11 protein-coding genes and 2 pseudogenes are annotated in these 14,222 nt (G+C 69.4%); 6 read left to right on the plus strand and 7 right to left on the minus strand.

All coding sequences use genetic code 11. The features are described from left to right. Nucleotides 1-74: 74 nt before the first annotated feature. The 5 genes and pseudogenes from ACIQTP_RS11445 to ACIQTP_RS11465 form a co-directional block, all read right to left on the minus strand. On the minus strand, nucleotides 75-1,448 hold the full coding sequence (locus ACIQTP_RS11445; RefSeq protein ID WP_403398681.1) for a hypothetical protein: 1,374 nt from the start codon (nucleotides 1,446-1,448) through the stop codon (nucleotides 75-77). 434 nt (nucleotides 1,449-1,882) lie between these two features. Beyond that, a complete protein-coding gene (locus ACIQTP_RS11450; RefSeq protein WP_403398683.1) occupies nucleotides 1,883-3,049 on the minus strand; it encodes an MBL fold metallo-hydrolase in 1,167 nt (388 codons plus the stop codon). Nucleotides 3,050-3,328: 279 nt separating this feature from the next. Continuing rightward, entirely contained in the window at nucleotides 3,329-3,553 is a 225-nt protein-coding gene (locus ACIQTP_RS11455; protein ID WP_403398685.1) for a hypothetical protein, read from the minus strand. A gap of 198 nt (nucleotides 3,554-3,751) precedes the next feature. Next, nucleotides 3,752-4,168: pseudogene (locus ACIQTP_RS11460) on the minus strand (SDR family NAD(P)-dependent oxidoreductase); the annotation flags it as partial. Nucleotides 4,169-4,458: 290 nt separating this feature from the next. After that, nucleotides 4,459-5,205: an SDR family NAD(P)-dependent oxidoreductase gene (locus ACIQTP_RS11465; RefSeq protein WP_403398687.1), complete on the minus strand. Its 747-nt coding sequence runs from the start codon at nucleotides 5,203-5,205 to the stop codon at nucleotides 4,459-4,461. Nucleotides 5,206-5,341: 136 nt separating this feature from the next. On the opposite strand from ACIQTP_RS11465, the gene ACIQTP_RS11470 reads away from it, so the two are divergent. Beyond that, complete coding sequence (locus ACIQTP_RS11470; RefSeq protein ID WP_403398690.1) at nucleotides 5,342-5,935, plus strand: TetR/AcrR family transcriptional regulator; 594 nt, start codon at nucleotides 5,342-5,344, stop codon at nucleotides 5,933-5,935. A 35-nt stretch (nucleotides 5,936-5,970) separates the two neighbouring features. Here the strand turns inward: ACIQTP_RS11470 and ACIQTP_RS11475 are convergent, their stop codons facing one another. Further along, complete coding sequence (locus ACIQTP_RS11475) at nucleotides 5,971-6,423, minus strand: organic hydroperoxide resistance protein (RefSeq protein ID WP_403398692.1); 453 nt, start codon at nucleotides 6,421-6,423, stop codon at nucleotides 5,971-5,973. A gap of 313 nt (nucleotides 6,424-6,736) precedes the next feature. Here ACIQTP_RS11475 and ACIQTP_RS11480 point away from each other — a divergent pair. After that, nucleotides 6,737-7,146: pseudogene (locus tag ACIQTP_RS11480) on the plus strand (PP2C family protein-serine/threonine phosphatase). A gap of 9 nt (nucleotides 7,147-7,155) precedes the next feature. On the opposite strand, the gene ACIQTP_RS11485 reads toward ACIQTP_RS11480, so the two are convergent. Next, the gene (locus ACIQTP_RS11485) at nucleotides 7,156-8,070 is read right to left on the minus strand and encodes an NmrA family NAD(P)-binding protein (protein ID WP_403398694.1); all 915 of its coding nucleotides are present in this window, start codon (nucleotides 8,068-8,070) and stop codon (nucleotides 7,156-7,158) included. Nucleotides 8,071-8,173: 103 nt separating this feature from the next. On the opposite strand from ACIQTP_RS11485, the gene ACIQTP_RS11490 reads away from it, so the two are divergent. The 4 genes from ACIQTP_RS11490 (at nucleotide 8,174) to ACIQTP_RS11505 (ending at nucleotide 14,204) form a co-directional block, all read left to right on the plus strand. Then, nucleotides 8,174-8,806, plus strand: coding sequence for a TetR/AcrR family transcriptional regulator (locus ACIQTP_RS11490; RefSeq protein WP_403398696.1), 633 nt, complete (start codon nucleotides 8,174-8,176; stop codon nucleotides 8,804-8,806). Nucleotides 8,807-9,365: 559 nt separating this feature from the next. Beyond that, entirely contained in the window at nucleotides 9,366-10,241 is an 876-nt protein-coding gene (locus tag ACIQTP_RS11495; protein WP_403398698.1) for a helix-turn-helix domain-containing protein, read from the plus strand. Nucleotides 10,242-10,434: 193 nt separating this feature from the next. Continuing rightward, nucleotides 10,435-12,426, plus strand: coding sequence for a maleylacetate reductase and hydroxyquinol 1,2-dioxygenase domain-containing protein (locus ACIQTP_RS11500; protein ID WP_403398700.1), 1,992 nt, complete (start codon nucleotides 10,435-10,437; stop codon nucleotides 12,424-12,426). Between the two features lie 14 nt (nucleotides 12,427-12,440). Then, nucleotides 12,441-14,204 carry an FAD-dependent oxidoreductase gene (locus ACIQTP_RS11505; RefSeq protein WP_403398703.1) on the plus strand — a complete coding sequence of 588 codons (1,764 nt, stop codon included), beginning with the start codon at nucleotides 12,441-12,443 and terminating at the stop codon, nucleotides 14,202-14,204. Nucleotides 14,205-14,222 lie beyond the last annotated feature (18 nt).

The raw sequence follows: 14,222 nt of genomic DNA on the forward strand, positions 1-14,222 counted from the left end.
GGCGGATGAACTCGGCGATCCGCAGGGTGACGGGAAGTGCGCCCCGGGAACCTCTGTCCCGGGGCACACATCGGTCAGTTGAGTGAGCCGTCTATCGAGGACAGCGGTACGGAGAACAGCACCCGTTGCGGAATCGCGTTGTCGGTTCCTGTCCAGTGCCCCGTGCTGTCGGCCGCCCATTCGGTGAGCGTCCACACCCGGCCCGTACTCCACCAGTAGGACATGCTCTCGGTGTGCTGGCCCCAGCAGGCGTACATGATGTCCTGCCCGCAGTTGGCGGCCGCCGTGGCTCCGCTGGTGTTCTGCCGCCACAGGATGCCGTGCTGGCCGACACCGCCGCGCGCGTCGTCGACGTAGAAGTTCGGTGTGCCACCGCTGGTGGCGCTGTGCGACAGCACGCCCTGCAGCCCGACGGCGTTGGTCTCGTACGCCTTCGAGGCGTTCACGTCACCGTTGCCGTCCGTGGCGAGGTAGCCGGGCTCGGAGCTGAAGTTGTACCGCCAAATGCGCGCCGGCTGCGTGCCGCCGGAGGAGAACCACTCGGTGGCGACCAGGCTGTCCGGCACGCTGCTGCGGTCCAGCGAGATGGAGCCGAAGCACGGCCGGGAGTCGTCGTTGGCCGAACTACAGGACCCGCCGGCGAGGCTGTAGGAGCCGATGGCCGGCATCACGTACTGGTAGCCGTCCGCCGACCATCCGCCACTCACCTTGCCGACCGCGGAGCTGTTGACCGTCGCCTGGAGGATGCGCTTCATGTCGAAGATGTACATCACGTTGTTGTCGGCGTCCCCCTCCCACGACGTGACGATCAGCTTGTCCTGGTACCAGACCATGCCGCCCATGTGGGACTTGAGCGCGCGGTAGTCGGTGCCGCCGTTGAGCGGGATGACCGGCAGCACCCAGCGGTACTTGAGGTTGCTCGGGTCGTTGGCGTCGATGAAGGCGATACGGCCCATGTGGTCGGTGGTGGTGGTGCCGTTCTGTCCCCACCCGGACAGGATGACCTTGTTGGTGCCCCACGCGCCGTCGTTGTCCGCGTCTCCGGAGGAGGTCACCGACTGCGGCAGCCAGTCCTGTGTCACCGCGTCACCGGTGTCCCAGCAGTACGCGGACTCAGCGGTCGGTTTCACCGGTAGAGCGGCGGTCTCGGTGCTGTGGCAGTTCGCCGCGTTCCGCATCGGGTGGTTGGCACTGGCGAGGACCTGGTCGACCCCGCGGGACGTGCCCATCTCGCTCGCCAGGTTGTCGAGAGAGGCCGTCGGGACCCGGTGCTCGACCAGCTGGAGCTTGGACAGCTCCGAGGACGAGGTGATCGTGGTCAGCTTGTTGGGGTTGTCGCCGGGAGCCGCCTGAGCGGTGCCCGCCCCCACCAGCAGCATGGCCACCGCCACATACGCGGTGGCCGCAGCGGGTCTCAGGCCCTTGTTGAATATTCCATGGATCTTCACCTGACAGATGCTAGGACGATGTTGACCACGGTTCCCGGTAATTGAGGACGGAACTTCATCCTTCGTCAGGTCGAGCCCCGCGTCGGGGTCGGCCGCTGCCGTGGAGGCCGCGGAGACACGGAGCCGACCGCCACCTGCGTGGTTACCGAGGCTCCCTGACCGGCGCGTCTTGTGCGGGCACCGAACGTCGTTCACCTCGACCCGGCGCAGGCGGTGGCCGAACTCACCGCTCAGCAGCGCGAGATCACCCACGAGGTGCCGCACGCGCTGCCCCAGACCAGCCCCACACGCCACCTCCTTGGACGTTACGTAAGGCGATGGAAGGCTGGAGAAAATGATTGAGCGAAGGAAATTCCTCATGGCCGGTGGCCGACCCCTCGGGGACGCCGAACACCCCTTAGGACGGATGCTCCGGGCCCAGTCGCGCCTCGAAGTTACGGCTGCTGCTGGGCCGGAGCGGGGTGAGCGCCCACAGGGTGGCGGACCTTGGAGACGGCCGAGGCCGCGTCGGACGCAGGCACCGCCACCGTGCGCCACCACGGGGCTTGAGGCAGTTCGCCGCCAGGTTCGAAAGGCTGACCCGGTATGGGCACGGCAACCCGAACACCTGCTTCAGCAGCGGCAGCGTACGTGCGCTCGGCGGGCTCCTCCCACGGATGCGGAGCGAGGTTGAAGGTGCCCCAGTGGATCGGCAGCAGCACGCCGTGCGGCTCGCCTCCGGCCAGGTCGAGGTGGGCACGGAGGCCCTCCTCCGGTGTCATGTGAATGTCGGGCCAGAAATCGCTGTAGGCGCCGATCTGCATCATCGCCGCGTCGAACGGACCGTGCGCCGCCCCGATTTCGGCGAAGCCGGGAAAGTAACCCGTGTCCCCACTGTGGAAGACCCGGTGCCTGGGACCGGTCGCCACCCAGGATGCCCAGAGCGTGCGGCGGTGCAGCGCTCGTCCGCAGAAGTGCCGGGCGGGTGTGGCGGTCAGTGTCAGGCCTGCGACCTGTGTCGACTCGTGCCAGTCCAGTTCCGTGATCCGCCCGGGTGCGACTCCCCAGCGCTCCAGGTGCGCCCCCACGCCCAACGGGGCCGCGAACTGGGCGCCCGTGTCGGCGAGGGCGCGGATGGTGGGCATGTCCAGATGGTCGTAGTGGTCGTGCGAGATCACCACCACGTCCACGGGGCCGAGGTCCTCAAGAGGCAGCGGGACCGGGTGCAGCCGTCGGGGGCCCGCGAAGCCCACCGGTGAACAACGCTCGCCCCATACCGGGTCGAACAGCAGCCGTGCGCCGTCGATCTCGGTGAGAACGGTGGAGTGCCCCATCCAGGTCAGCCGCAGACCGGACTCCGGCGCCGCGTCGGGTCCCGTGAGGGCCGGTCGATGCAGGGGGATCGCCTCGGCCGGCCTGCGCCGGACGCGATCGGCCCGGCGGACGTTCGTCCGGGCCAAGTCGAGCGCGGAGCCGGAGGCCATGGTCAGGGTGGCCGTCGGGTTGCGGAAGCTGCCGTCGGTGTACTGGGGAGATGCCTGCATACGCTCCAGTCGTGCACCGGTGGGGATGCCGCCGAAGGCGGCGGGGCGAAGCAACCGCCCGAGGCGCGGCAGAGGCATGAGAGATCTCCGTAGTGATAGCCGGGTGGGCCGAGGCCGTGATGAGACGGAAGGTTCACTGTCGACCTGCCGCCTCGAACGAACAGCCCTCGGGGTTTCCGCAGGATCTGCGACCTTGAATGTAGTCACTGGAAACAATGATGTCAACGACAACAATGATGCCAGTGTCTACATCTTCCGCAGGTCGGCTTCGCGCTCACGCGCTCAGACCGTGCGCCCTGCGCCCGCACACCGCACGCCGCCCGGACGACCCCCTCCGTGCGGGACGGGCGGTGCCGTTCAGGCGTTGTGCGGCCGCCGGATGTCGTGGACGAGTTCGGCCGTGGCCTCCCACAGCGCACGCTGAATCGCTTCGCCTCGCCCGATCTCAGGGCACTGCAGGGGCTTCGCGGTCTTGGCGGTGAAGTAGCCACCGGCGCTGTCGGCGAACCCCGGGTCGGTCACGAGCTTCACGATGACGTCGTCCCCGTGCCGGGGGTTGCCGATGCTCAGCGCAGTGAGCACCTTTCCCAGGGCGCCGGCGACGGGGAGCTCACGCCCCAGGCCGGTGGCGTTGAAGCCGGGACAGCAGCAGGTGACCGCGACGCCCGCGCCCGCGAGGCGATGGCCGAGTTCCTGGGTGGACTGATGTCCATCAGCTTGGACCGGCCATACCGTGGGCTCGACCCGAGGCGCGCAACTCCGCCGTGTCGGTCAGGTCATTCAGCGGGTCGACGGTGCGCCGGCCCGCAGTGAGGCCCGGGAGGCGACCGTGACGATCCGGGCGGGTGCGGATGCCGTGAGCCTGTCACGCAGGGCGTCGGTGAGCACCCACGGCGCGAGGTAGTTCACGGCGGTCATCTCGGCGTACCCCTCCGAGGTGACCCGCTGGGAGAAGGCATGCAGGCCCGCGTTGTTGGTCAGTACGTCGATCCGTGGACAGTGCGCAGCGATCTCGTCGCCCGCCCGACGGCACTCGGCCCGCAGGGACAGATCGGCCTGGAAGACATCGATCGGCGTCCCCGGCGCCACCTGTTCGATCTCCTGCCGCAGGGCATCGGCCTTCGGTCGGCCGCGGGCGACGACGCCGAGGTGGGCACCGCGGCGGGCCAGGTCGAGAGCGGCGAGCCGGCCCGTGGGTCGAGATCCCCCGTTCGACGGACTCCATCCTCAGACTTGCGCCATTCCGCCGTCGACGCTCAGTTCCATGCCTGCGCGGAAGCCGCTCTCAGGCAAAGCCTTCGGGGCGGTGAAGAGGGTGCCACGGGCGCACCTTCCTCCACGAACTGTTGCGCGGCCGCAAACCCGATACCGCTACCCCCGCCGGTGGCGACGGCGACCTCGCCGTCCAGCCTGTTCATGGCTGTGACCTCTCATGTGTGCGTCGTATCAGCCCCGGTGCCCGATCCCTGCGTGAAGAGCGGGCGGGATCAGATGGCGGTGCGGCCGCCGTCGACGGCGATGGTCGCGCCGGTGACATAGCCGGCCTTCGGCGAGACGAGGAAGGCGACGACCTCGGCGACCTCGGCGGGCTCGGCCGCGCGTTTCATCGCGGTGGTCTCGGCGAGGGCGTCGAACAGGTCACGAGCCTCTGGCCGGGTGTAGACGGGACCGGGGGCAACGGTGTTGAAGCGGACGCCGCGGCCGCTGTACTCGGCCGTCCAGCCTTGCGTCAGGGATGCCAGCGCGGCCTTGGTCGCGCCGTACGCGGCACCGGTGGCCAGGCCGAGGCTGCCGGCCATGCTGCCGATGTTGATCACGCTGCCCGATCCCTTCGCCGCCATCGCCGGCGCGAATGCCGCCACGAGGAGGAACGGCGCGCGGACGTTGCCGGCGAACATCGCGTCGTAGTCGGACACCTTCATCTCCTCGGTCGGTGCCCAGACCGCGTGCCCGGCGTTGTTGACCAGGACGTCGATCTCACCGGCCTCGGCGGCGAGCCGGTCGATGCCGGCCGGGTCCTCGAGGTCCGCCTGGACGAACCGGGCGTGGCCGCCGTCCGCGGTGATTTCTTTGACGGTCTCGGCGCCACGCTGGGCGTTGCGGCCGGTCACGACGACGGACATTCCGTCAGCGGCGAGCCGCTTGGCGATCGCCCGGCCTATGCCGGACGTGGCCCCGGTGACCAGGGCAGTAACGGGTTTCAGGTCGAGGTTGTCCTCGCGCTCCACAGACATGGGATGCGCCTTCCGAAGATGTCATCCAGACAGGTCTGTCTGGCAACAAATCCAACCTAGACAGACCTGTCTGATCGCGTCAAGGCCGGCGAGCGATCAATTGAAGACAAACAGACCTGTCTGCTAATGTTCATCCATGTCTGAGAAGGTGCTCTCCCCCCGGGAACGCAGCGTGGCCGCACGGGCGCGGCTGCTGGCCGCCGCCAACGAGCTGTTCTACGCCGAGGGAGTCCAGTCGGTCGGGATCGACCGCGTCATCGAGCACGCCGGAGTCGCCAAGGCAACGCTGTACAGCGCCTTCGGCAGCAAGGACGGTCTGGTCCGCGCCTACCTCCAGGCACGGCACACCGCGACCGCCGAGCGTATGGCACGCGAACTCGAAGCCCGTTACGAGACTCCGAAAGAGCGGCTGGTCGGCGCGTTCGAGGTGCAGGGTCTGTCGTTCACCGAGCCGGGGTTCCGCGGCTGCGCGTTCATCAGCGCGAGTGCCGACGCCCCGCCCGGCGGTGTCGTCGAACAGGCCGCGCAGGACTACCGCACCTGGCTGCACGAGCTGTTCTTCGACCTCGCGCAGCAGGCGGGCGCCACGGACGCGAAGTCACTCGCCCACCAACTGATCCTGCTCTACGACGGCGCCGGGATCAGCGCCTGGCTGGACCGCGACCCCAGCGCCGAGACAGCGGCCCGGACCGTGGCCGCCGCCCTGGTCGACGCCGCCATCCCGGCCTGAGACGGACCGCCCGACGGCGCTCGGGCGTCGGCCACTCAGTCGCCGACGCCCGGGTCGACCGAGTGCCCGTTGGCGGTCAGGGTGACGTCGATGTTGCCCCGGGTGGCGTTCGAGTAGGGACACACCTGATGTGCGGCCGCGACGGTCCGCACTGCCTGCTCGGGATCCGAGATCTGCGGCAGCGTCACGTGGAGCTCCACGGCGAGTGCGAAACCACGATCCGCGGTGGGCAGGAGGCTGACACGGCTCTCGATCGAAGCGTCGCCCGTCTCGACCTTTTCGCGACGGCCCACCACGCCCAGTGCGCCCTCGAAGCAGGCCGCATAACCCACCGCGAAGAGCTGTTCGGGGTTCGTGCCACCCCCGTCGCCGCCCATCTCCTTCGGCACACGGAGCTGGACGTCCAGCACTCCGTCATGCGTGCGCCCGTGACCGCTTACGCGGCCGCCGGTCACGGTCGCCTCCGCGGTGTAGAGAACTCGTGCCATCTCGACCTCCGTTCCGGACCTGCGGATTGTCCCGGCCCACGGCCGGGACCTTTCCAAAGTCTGCCGCTGATCGCACCCCGACGAACCCATCCGTATGGCGCGAGCGACGCTCGCTCGGCCCGGTCGGGAAGCGTGCGCCTCGTCAGAAGGCGTGCAACTCGTACGTGGGCTCGGGGATTCGACGAGACGCCCTCATGTGAGTTGACCTCGTCGCCGCGGGTGGCCGTGTCGTGCCGCACCCGGCTCCGGTTCCTCGAGCCGTCGTGGAACGTGACGCGGCATCGCGGTGCCCGGCACAGCTTCGGCCGCCGGAATGAGTCCTGAGCGCGCCGAAAGCACCACGGTGGCCAACACGTTCATCGACTGGGGCACCCGCACCATCACCTACAGCAGCGCCGGCCACCCACCGCCGGCCCTTCTGACCGACGGCACCGTCGTGTTCCTGGACCGGGCCACCGACCCCCACTCGGAGCCCGCCCCGAACACGGCCCCCGACTCGAGGCGACCACGTCCTTCACGCAGGGCTCCGTCCTCGTGCTGTACACGGACGGCCTGATCGAACGCCGCCGAGAGGACATCGACACCGGCCTCGCGCGGCTCGCCGGCTCCCTGGCCCGCCACCGGACAGCCGAGCCCGAGGCCCTCGCCGACGCGCTGCTGGCCGACCTGCACCCACCAGGCGGCGCCACCGACGACACGGCCCTGGTCATCGTGCGCCTATGACCCGACCGGTCAGGAGAGTTGGCCGAGCAGTTCCTGCCGGTGCGCGGCGGCCCATGAGCCGAGGTGGACGGGCTCTCGGCCGAGCAGGTCCTGGACCGTGCTCGTGGTGACCGCGGAGTAGTCCATGCGGCCCTCGTAGGTCTGTCGCGCCCAGATCAGCGTGCTGGCCGCGTACGCGGCGTCCATGTTGGCAGGCGCGACGTCCAGCCCGGCATCGATCATCCGCTGCAGATCGTCCGGGCCCAGGACCAGCGCGGGGATGTCCTGCCCGAGGGTGGCGCTGAGGACCTCGGCCACCTCGGCACCGTTGAGGAGATCGGCGGACAGGTAGTAGTCCTTGCCCGTATGGATGTCGGGTCCGTCGGCCAGGATCCTGGCCACGACCGCCGCGATGTCGTCGCCGGCGATCCAGCCGACCTGCTTGTCGCCCATCGGCCACACCATCCGGCCGTCCCGCAGCCGGTTGATGCCCAGCAGGTTCTCCATGAACACGTGCGGATGCACATTCGCCCAGGCCACCTTGGAGCCTGCGATGTAGCGCTCCACCAGTTCGTGCCAGGCGAAGTGCGGGTCGGTGGAGCGTTTGTCGCCGAACACGCCCAGGTGCACCAGGAAGCTGACACCGGCATCCTCGGCGGCGTCCACCAGAGTCTTGGTCTGGTGGTTCATCGCCGACGTGTAGCCGGTCATCAGGAACACCCGGTCGATGCCCTCCAGCGCGTCCGGGAAGGTGTCGGGGTCATCGAGATCGATACGGACCGCTTCCTTCCCCTCTTTGATCCACTGCTCGACGGTCGTCTCGCTGCGCGAAGCCCGCACCGGGACCACTTGGCCCGGTGTCGCCTCCAGCTCCTTCACTACCGCCGCTCCGGTGCGGCCGGTGGCGCCGAGGACCAGCACCCGCGGAGTGTCCGTGTTCTGCATCCGTCTCTCCCTTGAACCATACGACAGCAATCACTTTCGTATGACACGATAGTGGTTGCTGTCGTATGCTCTGTCAAGCCGACGCGAAACCGGAGGAAGAACCGTGCGCACCTGGGCCGAGAACGACCCCAAGGCGCGCCTGATGGCGCGCAAACGCGAGGCGATCATCAACGCCGCCCTCGCGGCCTTTCTCGAAGAGGGGTACGGCGGAAGCTCGGTCAACCGCATCGCCGCGAGCGCAGGCGTGTCCATCACCACGCTGTACCGGCATTTCGAGAGCAAGGACGACCTCTTCGTCGCCGTCATCCAGGAGGCGTGCGACACCTCCCCGCGGACCGCGGCCCCGGAGTGGCTGGACCTGCCGCCCCCGGAAGGCCTGACGGAAGCGGGGTGTGAGCTTCTCCAGCACATCCTGTCCGAGCAGCAGTTGGCACTCTTCAGAGTGGTGGCCCGGGATGCGCGGCGCTTCCCCGAACTCGGCCGTCGCTACCAGCAGGAGATCCTCGGGGACCGCACAGCCCTGTTCACGCGCCACCTGTCCCACTGGCCGACGGAGCTGCGCGCCAAGATCAGCGACCCCACACGGGCCGCGCACGTCTTCTCCGCCCTCCTCCAGGCGGAGATCGTGGACACCGCCCTGCTCGGCGGGCCGGTCCCCGACCCGGCCGCCATCCGCATCCGCTCGCAGGAGGCCGCGAACGACCTGCTCGCCCTCGCCCAGGCCGGGCGGCTGTAACCGACGTTCACCCCTTGGATCATCGGCCTCGACGCCCCGGTCCCCCCGTGCGGCGTCTCACCCGGGTGGGTGTCGATGTCATCCGCCGGGCAGGTTCTCCGTCTGCCGAGGACATCCGTCCGGCGGGAACGGTAGGTCCAGCTGCCGAACGCCGCGGAGGGGGTTGTCGAGCGGCGTGAGGACGAGCGTCGCCGCGCAGGCGGCTTTCGGCGAACGGTGTCAGCGAAGGGTCGCGACCGAAGTGCGGTAGAGGAGTTCCCCGGCGCGGTCCCATGACCAGCCGTTCTCCACCACGAGCGTCCGCCAGCGGGTGGGACCGAACCAGTACCGGAGAAGGCGAGCCGGCGGGTTCCGGACCCGGCCGACCCGACCGTTCGCCGGCGTCCCGCCGACCGATCCGCCCCCTCCCCGGCGGGACGACAGCATCGGGGAGGGGCCGTCCGCCGTCTCCGGCCGGCGGGAATACCCGCCAATGATTTAATGCTAAACAATATGGACCTGATCGCGGACCGTATGGGAGGCTCACATGGGCACCACCGCCGAGATCGGGGATGGAACTATGTCTGAGCTGGGGCTCCTCGACACCGGCGGCATCCTGCGCCAGGCATGGGTCGCCCCGGACCGGACGAGCTCGGGTCTGGGCTGGGAGCACGCATATCTGTCCACCCAGCGGGAGACGCCGTACCACTCGACCTTCGACGGCGCCCCCACTCACCTGCTGATCCTTCACCTCAGTGGCCCGGTGACGGTCCGACGCCGGTCGGGCCGGTCGATGCGGGCCCAGCGGATTCCGGCGGGGGGGCTCTTTGTCCACCCGGCAGGTCGCGCACTGGATGTCGAACTCCAGGGGGGTCTCGACACCGTCCACCTCTATCTCAGCGACTCGGCCCTCCAGGAAGCGCACGGCGGCCGCGAGGCGGTGGAACTCGCCGAGGAACTGGGCAGCTCGGATCCCCTGATCGAGCAGGTCATGCTGACTCTGGACGGCGTCGTGCGGCAGTGGGAGCCCTCCGCCCGTACCTACGTCGATCACCTCGTCGGCATGCTCGCCGCCCAGCTCGCCCACGCACACACGGCCGGTCGGCCCGCGGCCCCGGCCGGCGCGATGTCGGGGCTGACCACTCAGCAGCTCGTGTCCGCACGGGAGTTGATGGAGCACCACATCTCCGATCCGCTGCGCGTCTCCGACCTGGCCGCGGCCACCGGGCTGAGCGCGAGCCAGTTCAGTCGGCAGTTCAGGACGAGCACCGGGAAGTCTCCGCACCAGTTCCTGTTGCAACTCCGGCTGGACCACGCACGCCGGATGCTGCGCACCACGGTCCTGCCCATCCCCGACGTGGCCGTCCACTGCGGTTTCTCCCATCAGGAACACCTGACGCGCGTGATGCGCGCCAAGCTCGGCACGACCCCCGCCGCGGTCCGGCGCGCGGGCTGACGTCGCTTTCCGCGGCCTGACCCGCGGCGCCCCTTTCCTCCGGTGCACCACAGGCACCGCACCCGCCACACGCCCCCGCATCGCGCCGATCCTGCAGAAACACGCTCGAAACGTGCAGGAGTCCGGGCGCCTGCCGTCCCCACACTCGGTGTCAGAAATTCAGGGACCCACGGCGACGCGAAGGCGGACCCCCATGAGGAATTTCGTGTACACCTCTCATCCCTCGCGGATCGTCTTCGGCACCGGAACGGTCAGCCAGGTCCGTGAGGAGGTCGAGCGACTCGGCTGTTCCCGAGTCCTCCTGCTGTCCACTCCGTCGGTGGCCAAGGCCGCCGCCCGGGTCCGTGACGTCCTCGGTGACGTCATCGTGGCGGAGTTCGACGGTGCCACCATGCACACTCCGGTGGACGTGACCGAGCGGGCCCTCGACGTCCTTCGGGAACACTCCGCCGACTGCCTGGTGGCTGTCGGCGGCGGTTCCACCACGGGGCTGGCCAAGGCCCTCGCGCTCCGCACCGATCTCCCCCAGCTGATCCTTCCCACCACCTACGCGGGTTCCGAAGTCACCCCCGTCCTCGGGGAGACGCAGGGCGGACGCAAGACCACCGTAGCCTCGCCCGCGATCCTGCCCGAGACCGTCGTCTACGACGTCGAGTTCACCCTCGGCATGCCGGTGGGCCTCTCGGTCACCAGCGCGGTCAACGCCATGGCACACGCCGTGGAAGCCCTGTACGCGCCACAGGCGAACCCCGTCATCGACGCCATGGCACTCGATGCGATCGCGCTGAGCGCCCGCGCCCTGCCGGCTCTCGTCGCCGAGCCGTCCGACACCGCCGCGCGCGCCGACCTCCTGCATGCCGCATGGCTGGCCGGTACCTGCCTCGGCTCGGTCGGTATGGGCCTGCATCACAAGCTGTGCCACACGCTGGGGGGTTCGTTCGACTTGGCGCACGCCGCAACGCACACCGTGATCCTGCCGCACGCGATGGCCTACAACGCCCCGGCCGCTCGGGACGCCATGAGCCGCATCGCCGGCGCACTCGGCGTGCCGGACGCTCCGAGCGGGATGTTCGATCTGATCGCCTCGCTCGGGGGCCCCACCTCGCTGCGCGAACTGGGCATGGCGGAGGCGGATCTGCCGCAGGCCGCGCGGCTGGCGGTCGCCACGCCGTACCCCAACCCCCGTGAGCTGACCCCCACGGGAATCGAGAGCCTGTTGCGCGATGCCTGGCAGGGCCGCCGTCCGACGGTTCCCGCGGCGTCGGCTCCCGCGCCGCGGGCCCCCGGGCTGTCGGCTCCCGCGGCGCACGGAGTGGCTTCGGACGTGGAGCGCCTCACCGCCCAGGTGGTGGCGAGCTTCGCGGACGCACCCGATCCCCGGGGCAGGCAGCTGCTCAGCGACCTCGTACGGCACCTGCACCACTTCGTGACGAGCAATGACGTCACCGAATCCGAGTGGCAGCGGGCCATCGACTTCCTGACCCGTACCGGACAGATCTCCAGCAGCACCCGCCAGGAGTTCGTGCTGCTGTCCGACACGCTCGGTGTCTCCAGCATCGTCGACCTGCTCACCCATTCACGCACCCCGCAGACCACACCGTCAGCGGTCCTCGGTCCCTTCTACACGGACGGGCCGCCGGAAACCGCGCAGGGCGGCGACCTCTCACAGGGGGTGGCCGGCACTCCGCTGTGGGCCGACATCCTCATCACCGATACGGACGGACGGCCCGTGCCGAATGCCGTCACGGACGTCTGGCAAGCCAACAAGGACGGTTTCTACGACGTCCAGTTGCCCGAGTTCGACGGACCGGTGCTGCGGGGCCGCCTTCGCACCGACGAGGCGGGACGCCTGCGCTTCTGGACCACCCTGCCGGCCGAGTACCCGATCCCGGACGACGGACCGGTGGGACAGCTGCTCCAAGCCGTCGAACGTCACCCCTACCGTGCGCCCCACCTGCACTTCATGATCTCCGCCGCCGGCCACCAGCGCCTGGTCACCCAGCTGTTCGTGAAGGGCGGCCACTACATCGACTCCGACACGGTGTTCGGCGTCAAGGAGGGCCTGATCGTGGATTTCACACCCCGGGTCGGGCCGACCCCGGACGGCCGTGCCGTCGACGGGGAGTGGCGCAGCCTGCAGTTCACCTTCCGCATCGCCCGCCTGGCCGACGGCCCCGCACACTGACCTGGAGCAGTCTCATGGACTCGACCCACACCTACGACACCGACGTCCTCGTGGTCGGCAGTGGCCCCGCCGGTGGATCCGCGGCCCTGCTCCTGGCCACGTACGGCATTCGCACCCTGCTCGTCACCAAGTACGGCTGGCTCGCCGACACCCCCCGTGCGCACATCACCAACCAGCGCACCATGGAGGTACTGCGCGACCTCGGCGTGGACGGCGAAGCCGCCGCGGCCGGGAGCCCCGCCGAACTCATGGGCGATACCGTTCTGTGCACCGCCCTGGCCGGCGAGGAGATAGGCCGGATCCGCAGCTGGGGCACCGGCCCGCACGCGGCGACCGAGTACGGTGCGGCCAGCCCCGCGCAGATGATCGACCTTCCGCAGACCTTTCTGGAACCGATCCTGGTGAAGAACGCCGCGGCGCGGGGAGCCAAGATCCGCTTCGACACCGAGTTCCTCAGCCTGGAACAGGACGCCGACGGCGTCACCGCCCGGCTCCGGGACCGGGTGCGCGGAGACGAGTTCACCGTGCGGGCCCGCTATCTGATCGGTGCGGACGGCGGACGCAGCAGCGTGGCGGAGCAGATCGGACTGCCGATCGCCGGGCAGAGCGGCAAGGCCGGCAGCATGAACATCGTCTTCAAGGCCGACCTGTCCCGGCACGTGGCCCACCGCCCGAGCGTTCTGTACTGGGTGATGCGTCCCGGCGCCCACATGGGCGGCATCGGCATGGGGCTGGTGCGCATGGTGCGGCCGTGGAACGAGTGGCTGCTGGTGTGGGGATACGACATCGACCAGCCCCCGCCCCATATGGACGAGGCGACCGCCCGGGACATCGTCCACGACCTCATCGGCGACCGCGACATTCCCGTCGAGATCATGTCGAGCTCGCTGTGGACGGTCAACCACAGCTATGCCACGACGTATTCGGCCGGGCGGGTCTTCTGCGCCGGGGACGCGGTGCACCGGCATCCGCCGTCCAACGGCCTCGGTTCCAACACCTCGATCCAGGACTCGTACAACCTCGCCTGGAAGCTCGCCATGGTCATCCGCGGTCAGGCAGGACCGGGGCTCCTCGACACGTACACCGCGGAGCGGGCACCGGTCGGCCGGCAGATCGTCGATCGCGCCAACCTCAGCCGTGACCAGTTCGGCCCGATCTTCCAGGCACTGGGACTCGACGAGTACAGCGAGGAGGAGGACATCGTCGACGGTCTCGCCGCGTGCCGCAGCGGGACGGCCGACGGCACCAAGCGCCGGCAGGCGCTGGAAGAGGCCATCCAGCTGAAGAACTACGAGTTCAACGCCCATGGCGTCGAGATGAACCAGCGCTACGACTCCTCCGCGGTCGTCCAGGACACCGGCGCCGCCGAGGAATGGCCCCGGGATCCGGAACTCTTCCACCAGCCGACGACCCGCCCCGGCGCGAAACTCCCGCACGCCTGGCTCGTCGACGGCAGCGGCCACCGCCTGTCCACGCTGGACGTCGTCGGCAAGGGAACCCTCACGCTGGTCACCGGCCTGTCCGGCGGAGTGTGGGAGTCGGCCGCGGCCGACTGCGCCGAAGCCCTGGGGATTCCCCTGAAGTGCGTCCGCATCGGCGCCGAGGACAGCCGCGACGCCTACGGCGAGTGGCGCCGGACCTCGGAGGTGGCCGAGGACGGGTGTCTGCTCGTCCGCCCGGACGGACACATCGCCTGGCGGGCCTCTTCGGCGCCGGACGCCGACTCCGCGGCATACGGCGAGCTGCTCGAAGTCCTGAGGACCGTACTGCACCGTTGACGACCGCGACGCGACACC

The organism is Streptomyces sp. NPDC090798 (assembly GCF_044768965.1).
Lineage (GTDB): Bacteria > Actinomycetota > Actinomycetes > Streptomycetales > Streptomycetaceae > Streptomyces.

Bases quoted from the DNA above. Each gene is read 5' to 3' on its own strand.
- ACIQTP_RS11450 (WP_403398683.1), bottom strand. From the start codon at position 3,049: ATGCCTCTGCCGCGCCTCGGGCGGTTGCTTCGCCCCGCCGCCTTCGGC.
- ACIQTP_RS11465 (WP_403398687.1), bottom strand. From the start codon at position 5,205: ATGTCTGTGGAGCGCGAGGACAACCTCGACCTGAAACCCGTTACTGCC.
- ACIQTP_RS11470 (WP_403398690.1), top strand. From the start codon at position 5,342: ATGTCTGAGAAGGTGCTCTCCCCCCGGGAACGCAGCGTGGCCGCACGG.
- ACIQTP_RS11475 (WP_403398692.1), bottom strand. From the start codon at position 6,423: ATGGCACGAGTTCTCTACACCGCGGAGGCGACCGTGACCGGCGGCCGC.
- ACIQTP_RS11485 (WP_403398694.1), bottom strand. From the start codon at position 8,070: ATGCAGAACACGGACACTCCGCGGGTGCTGGTCCTCGGCGCCACCGGC.
- ACIQTP_RS11495 (WP_403398698.1), top strand. From the start codon at position 9,366: ATGTCTGAGCTGGGGCTCCTCGACACCGGCGGCATCCTGCGCCAGGCA.
- ACIQTP_RS11500 (WP_403398700.1), top strand. From the start codon at position 10,435: ATGAGGAATTTCGTGTACACCTCTCATCCCTCGCGGATCGTCTTCGGC.
- ACIQTP_RS11505 (WP_403398703.1), top strand. From the start codon at position 12,441: ATGGACTCGACCCACACCTACGACACCGACGTCCTCGTGGTCGGCAGT.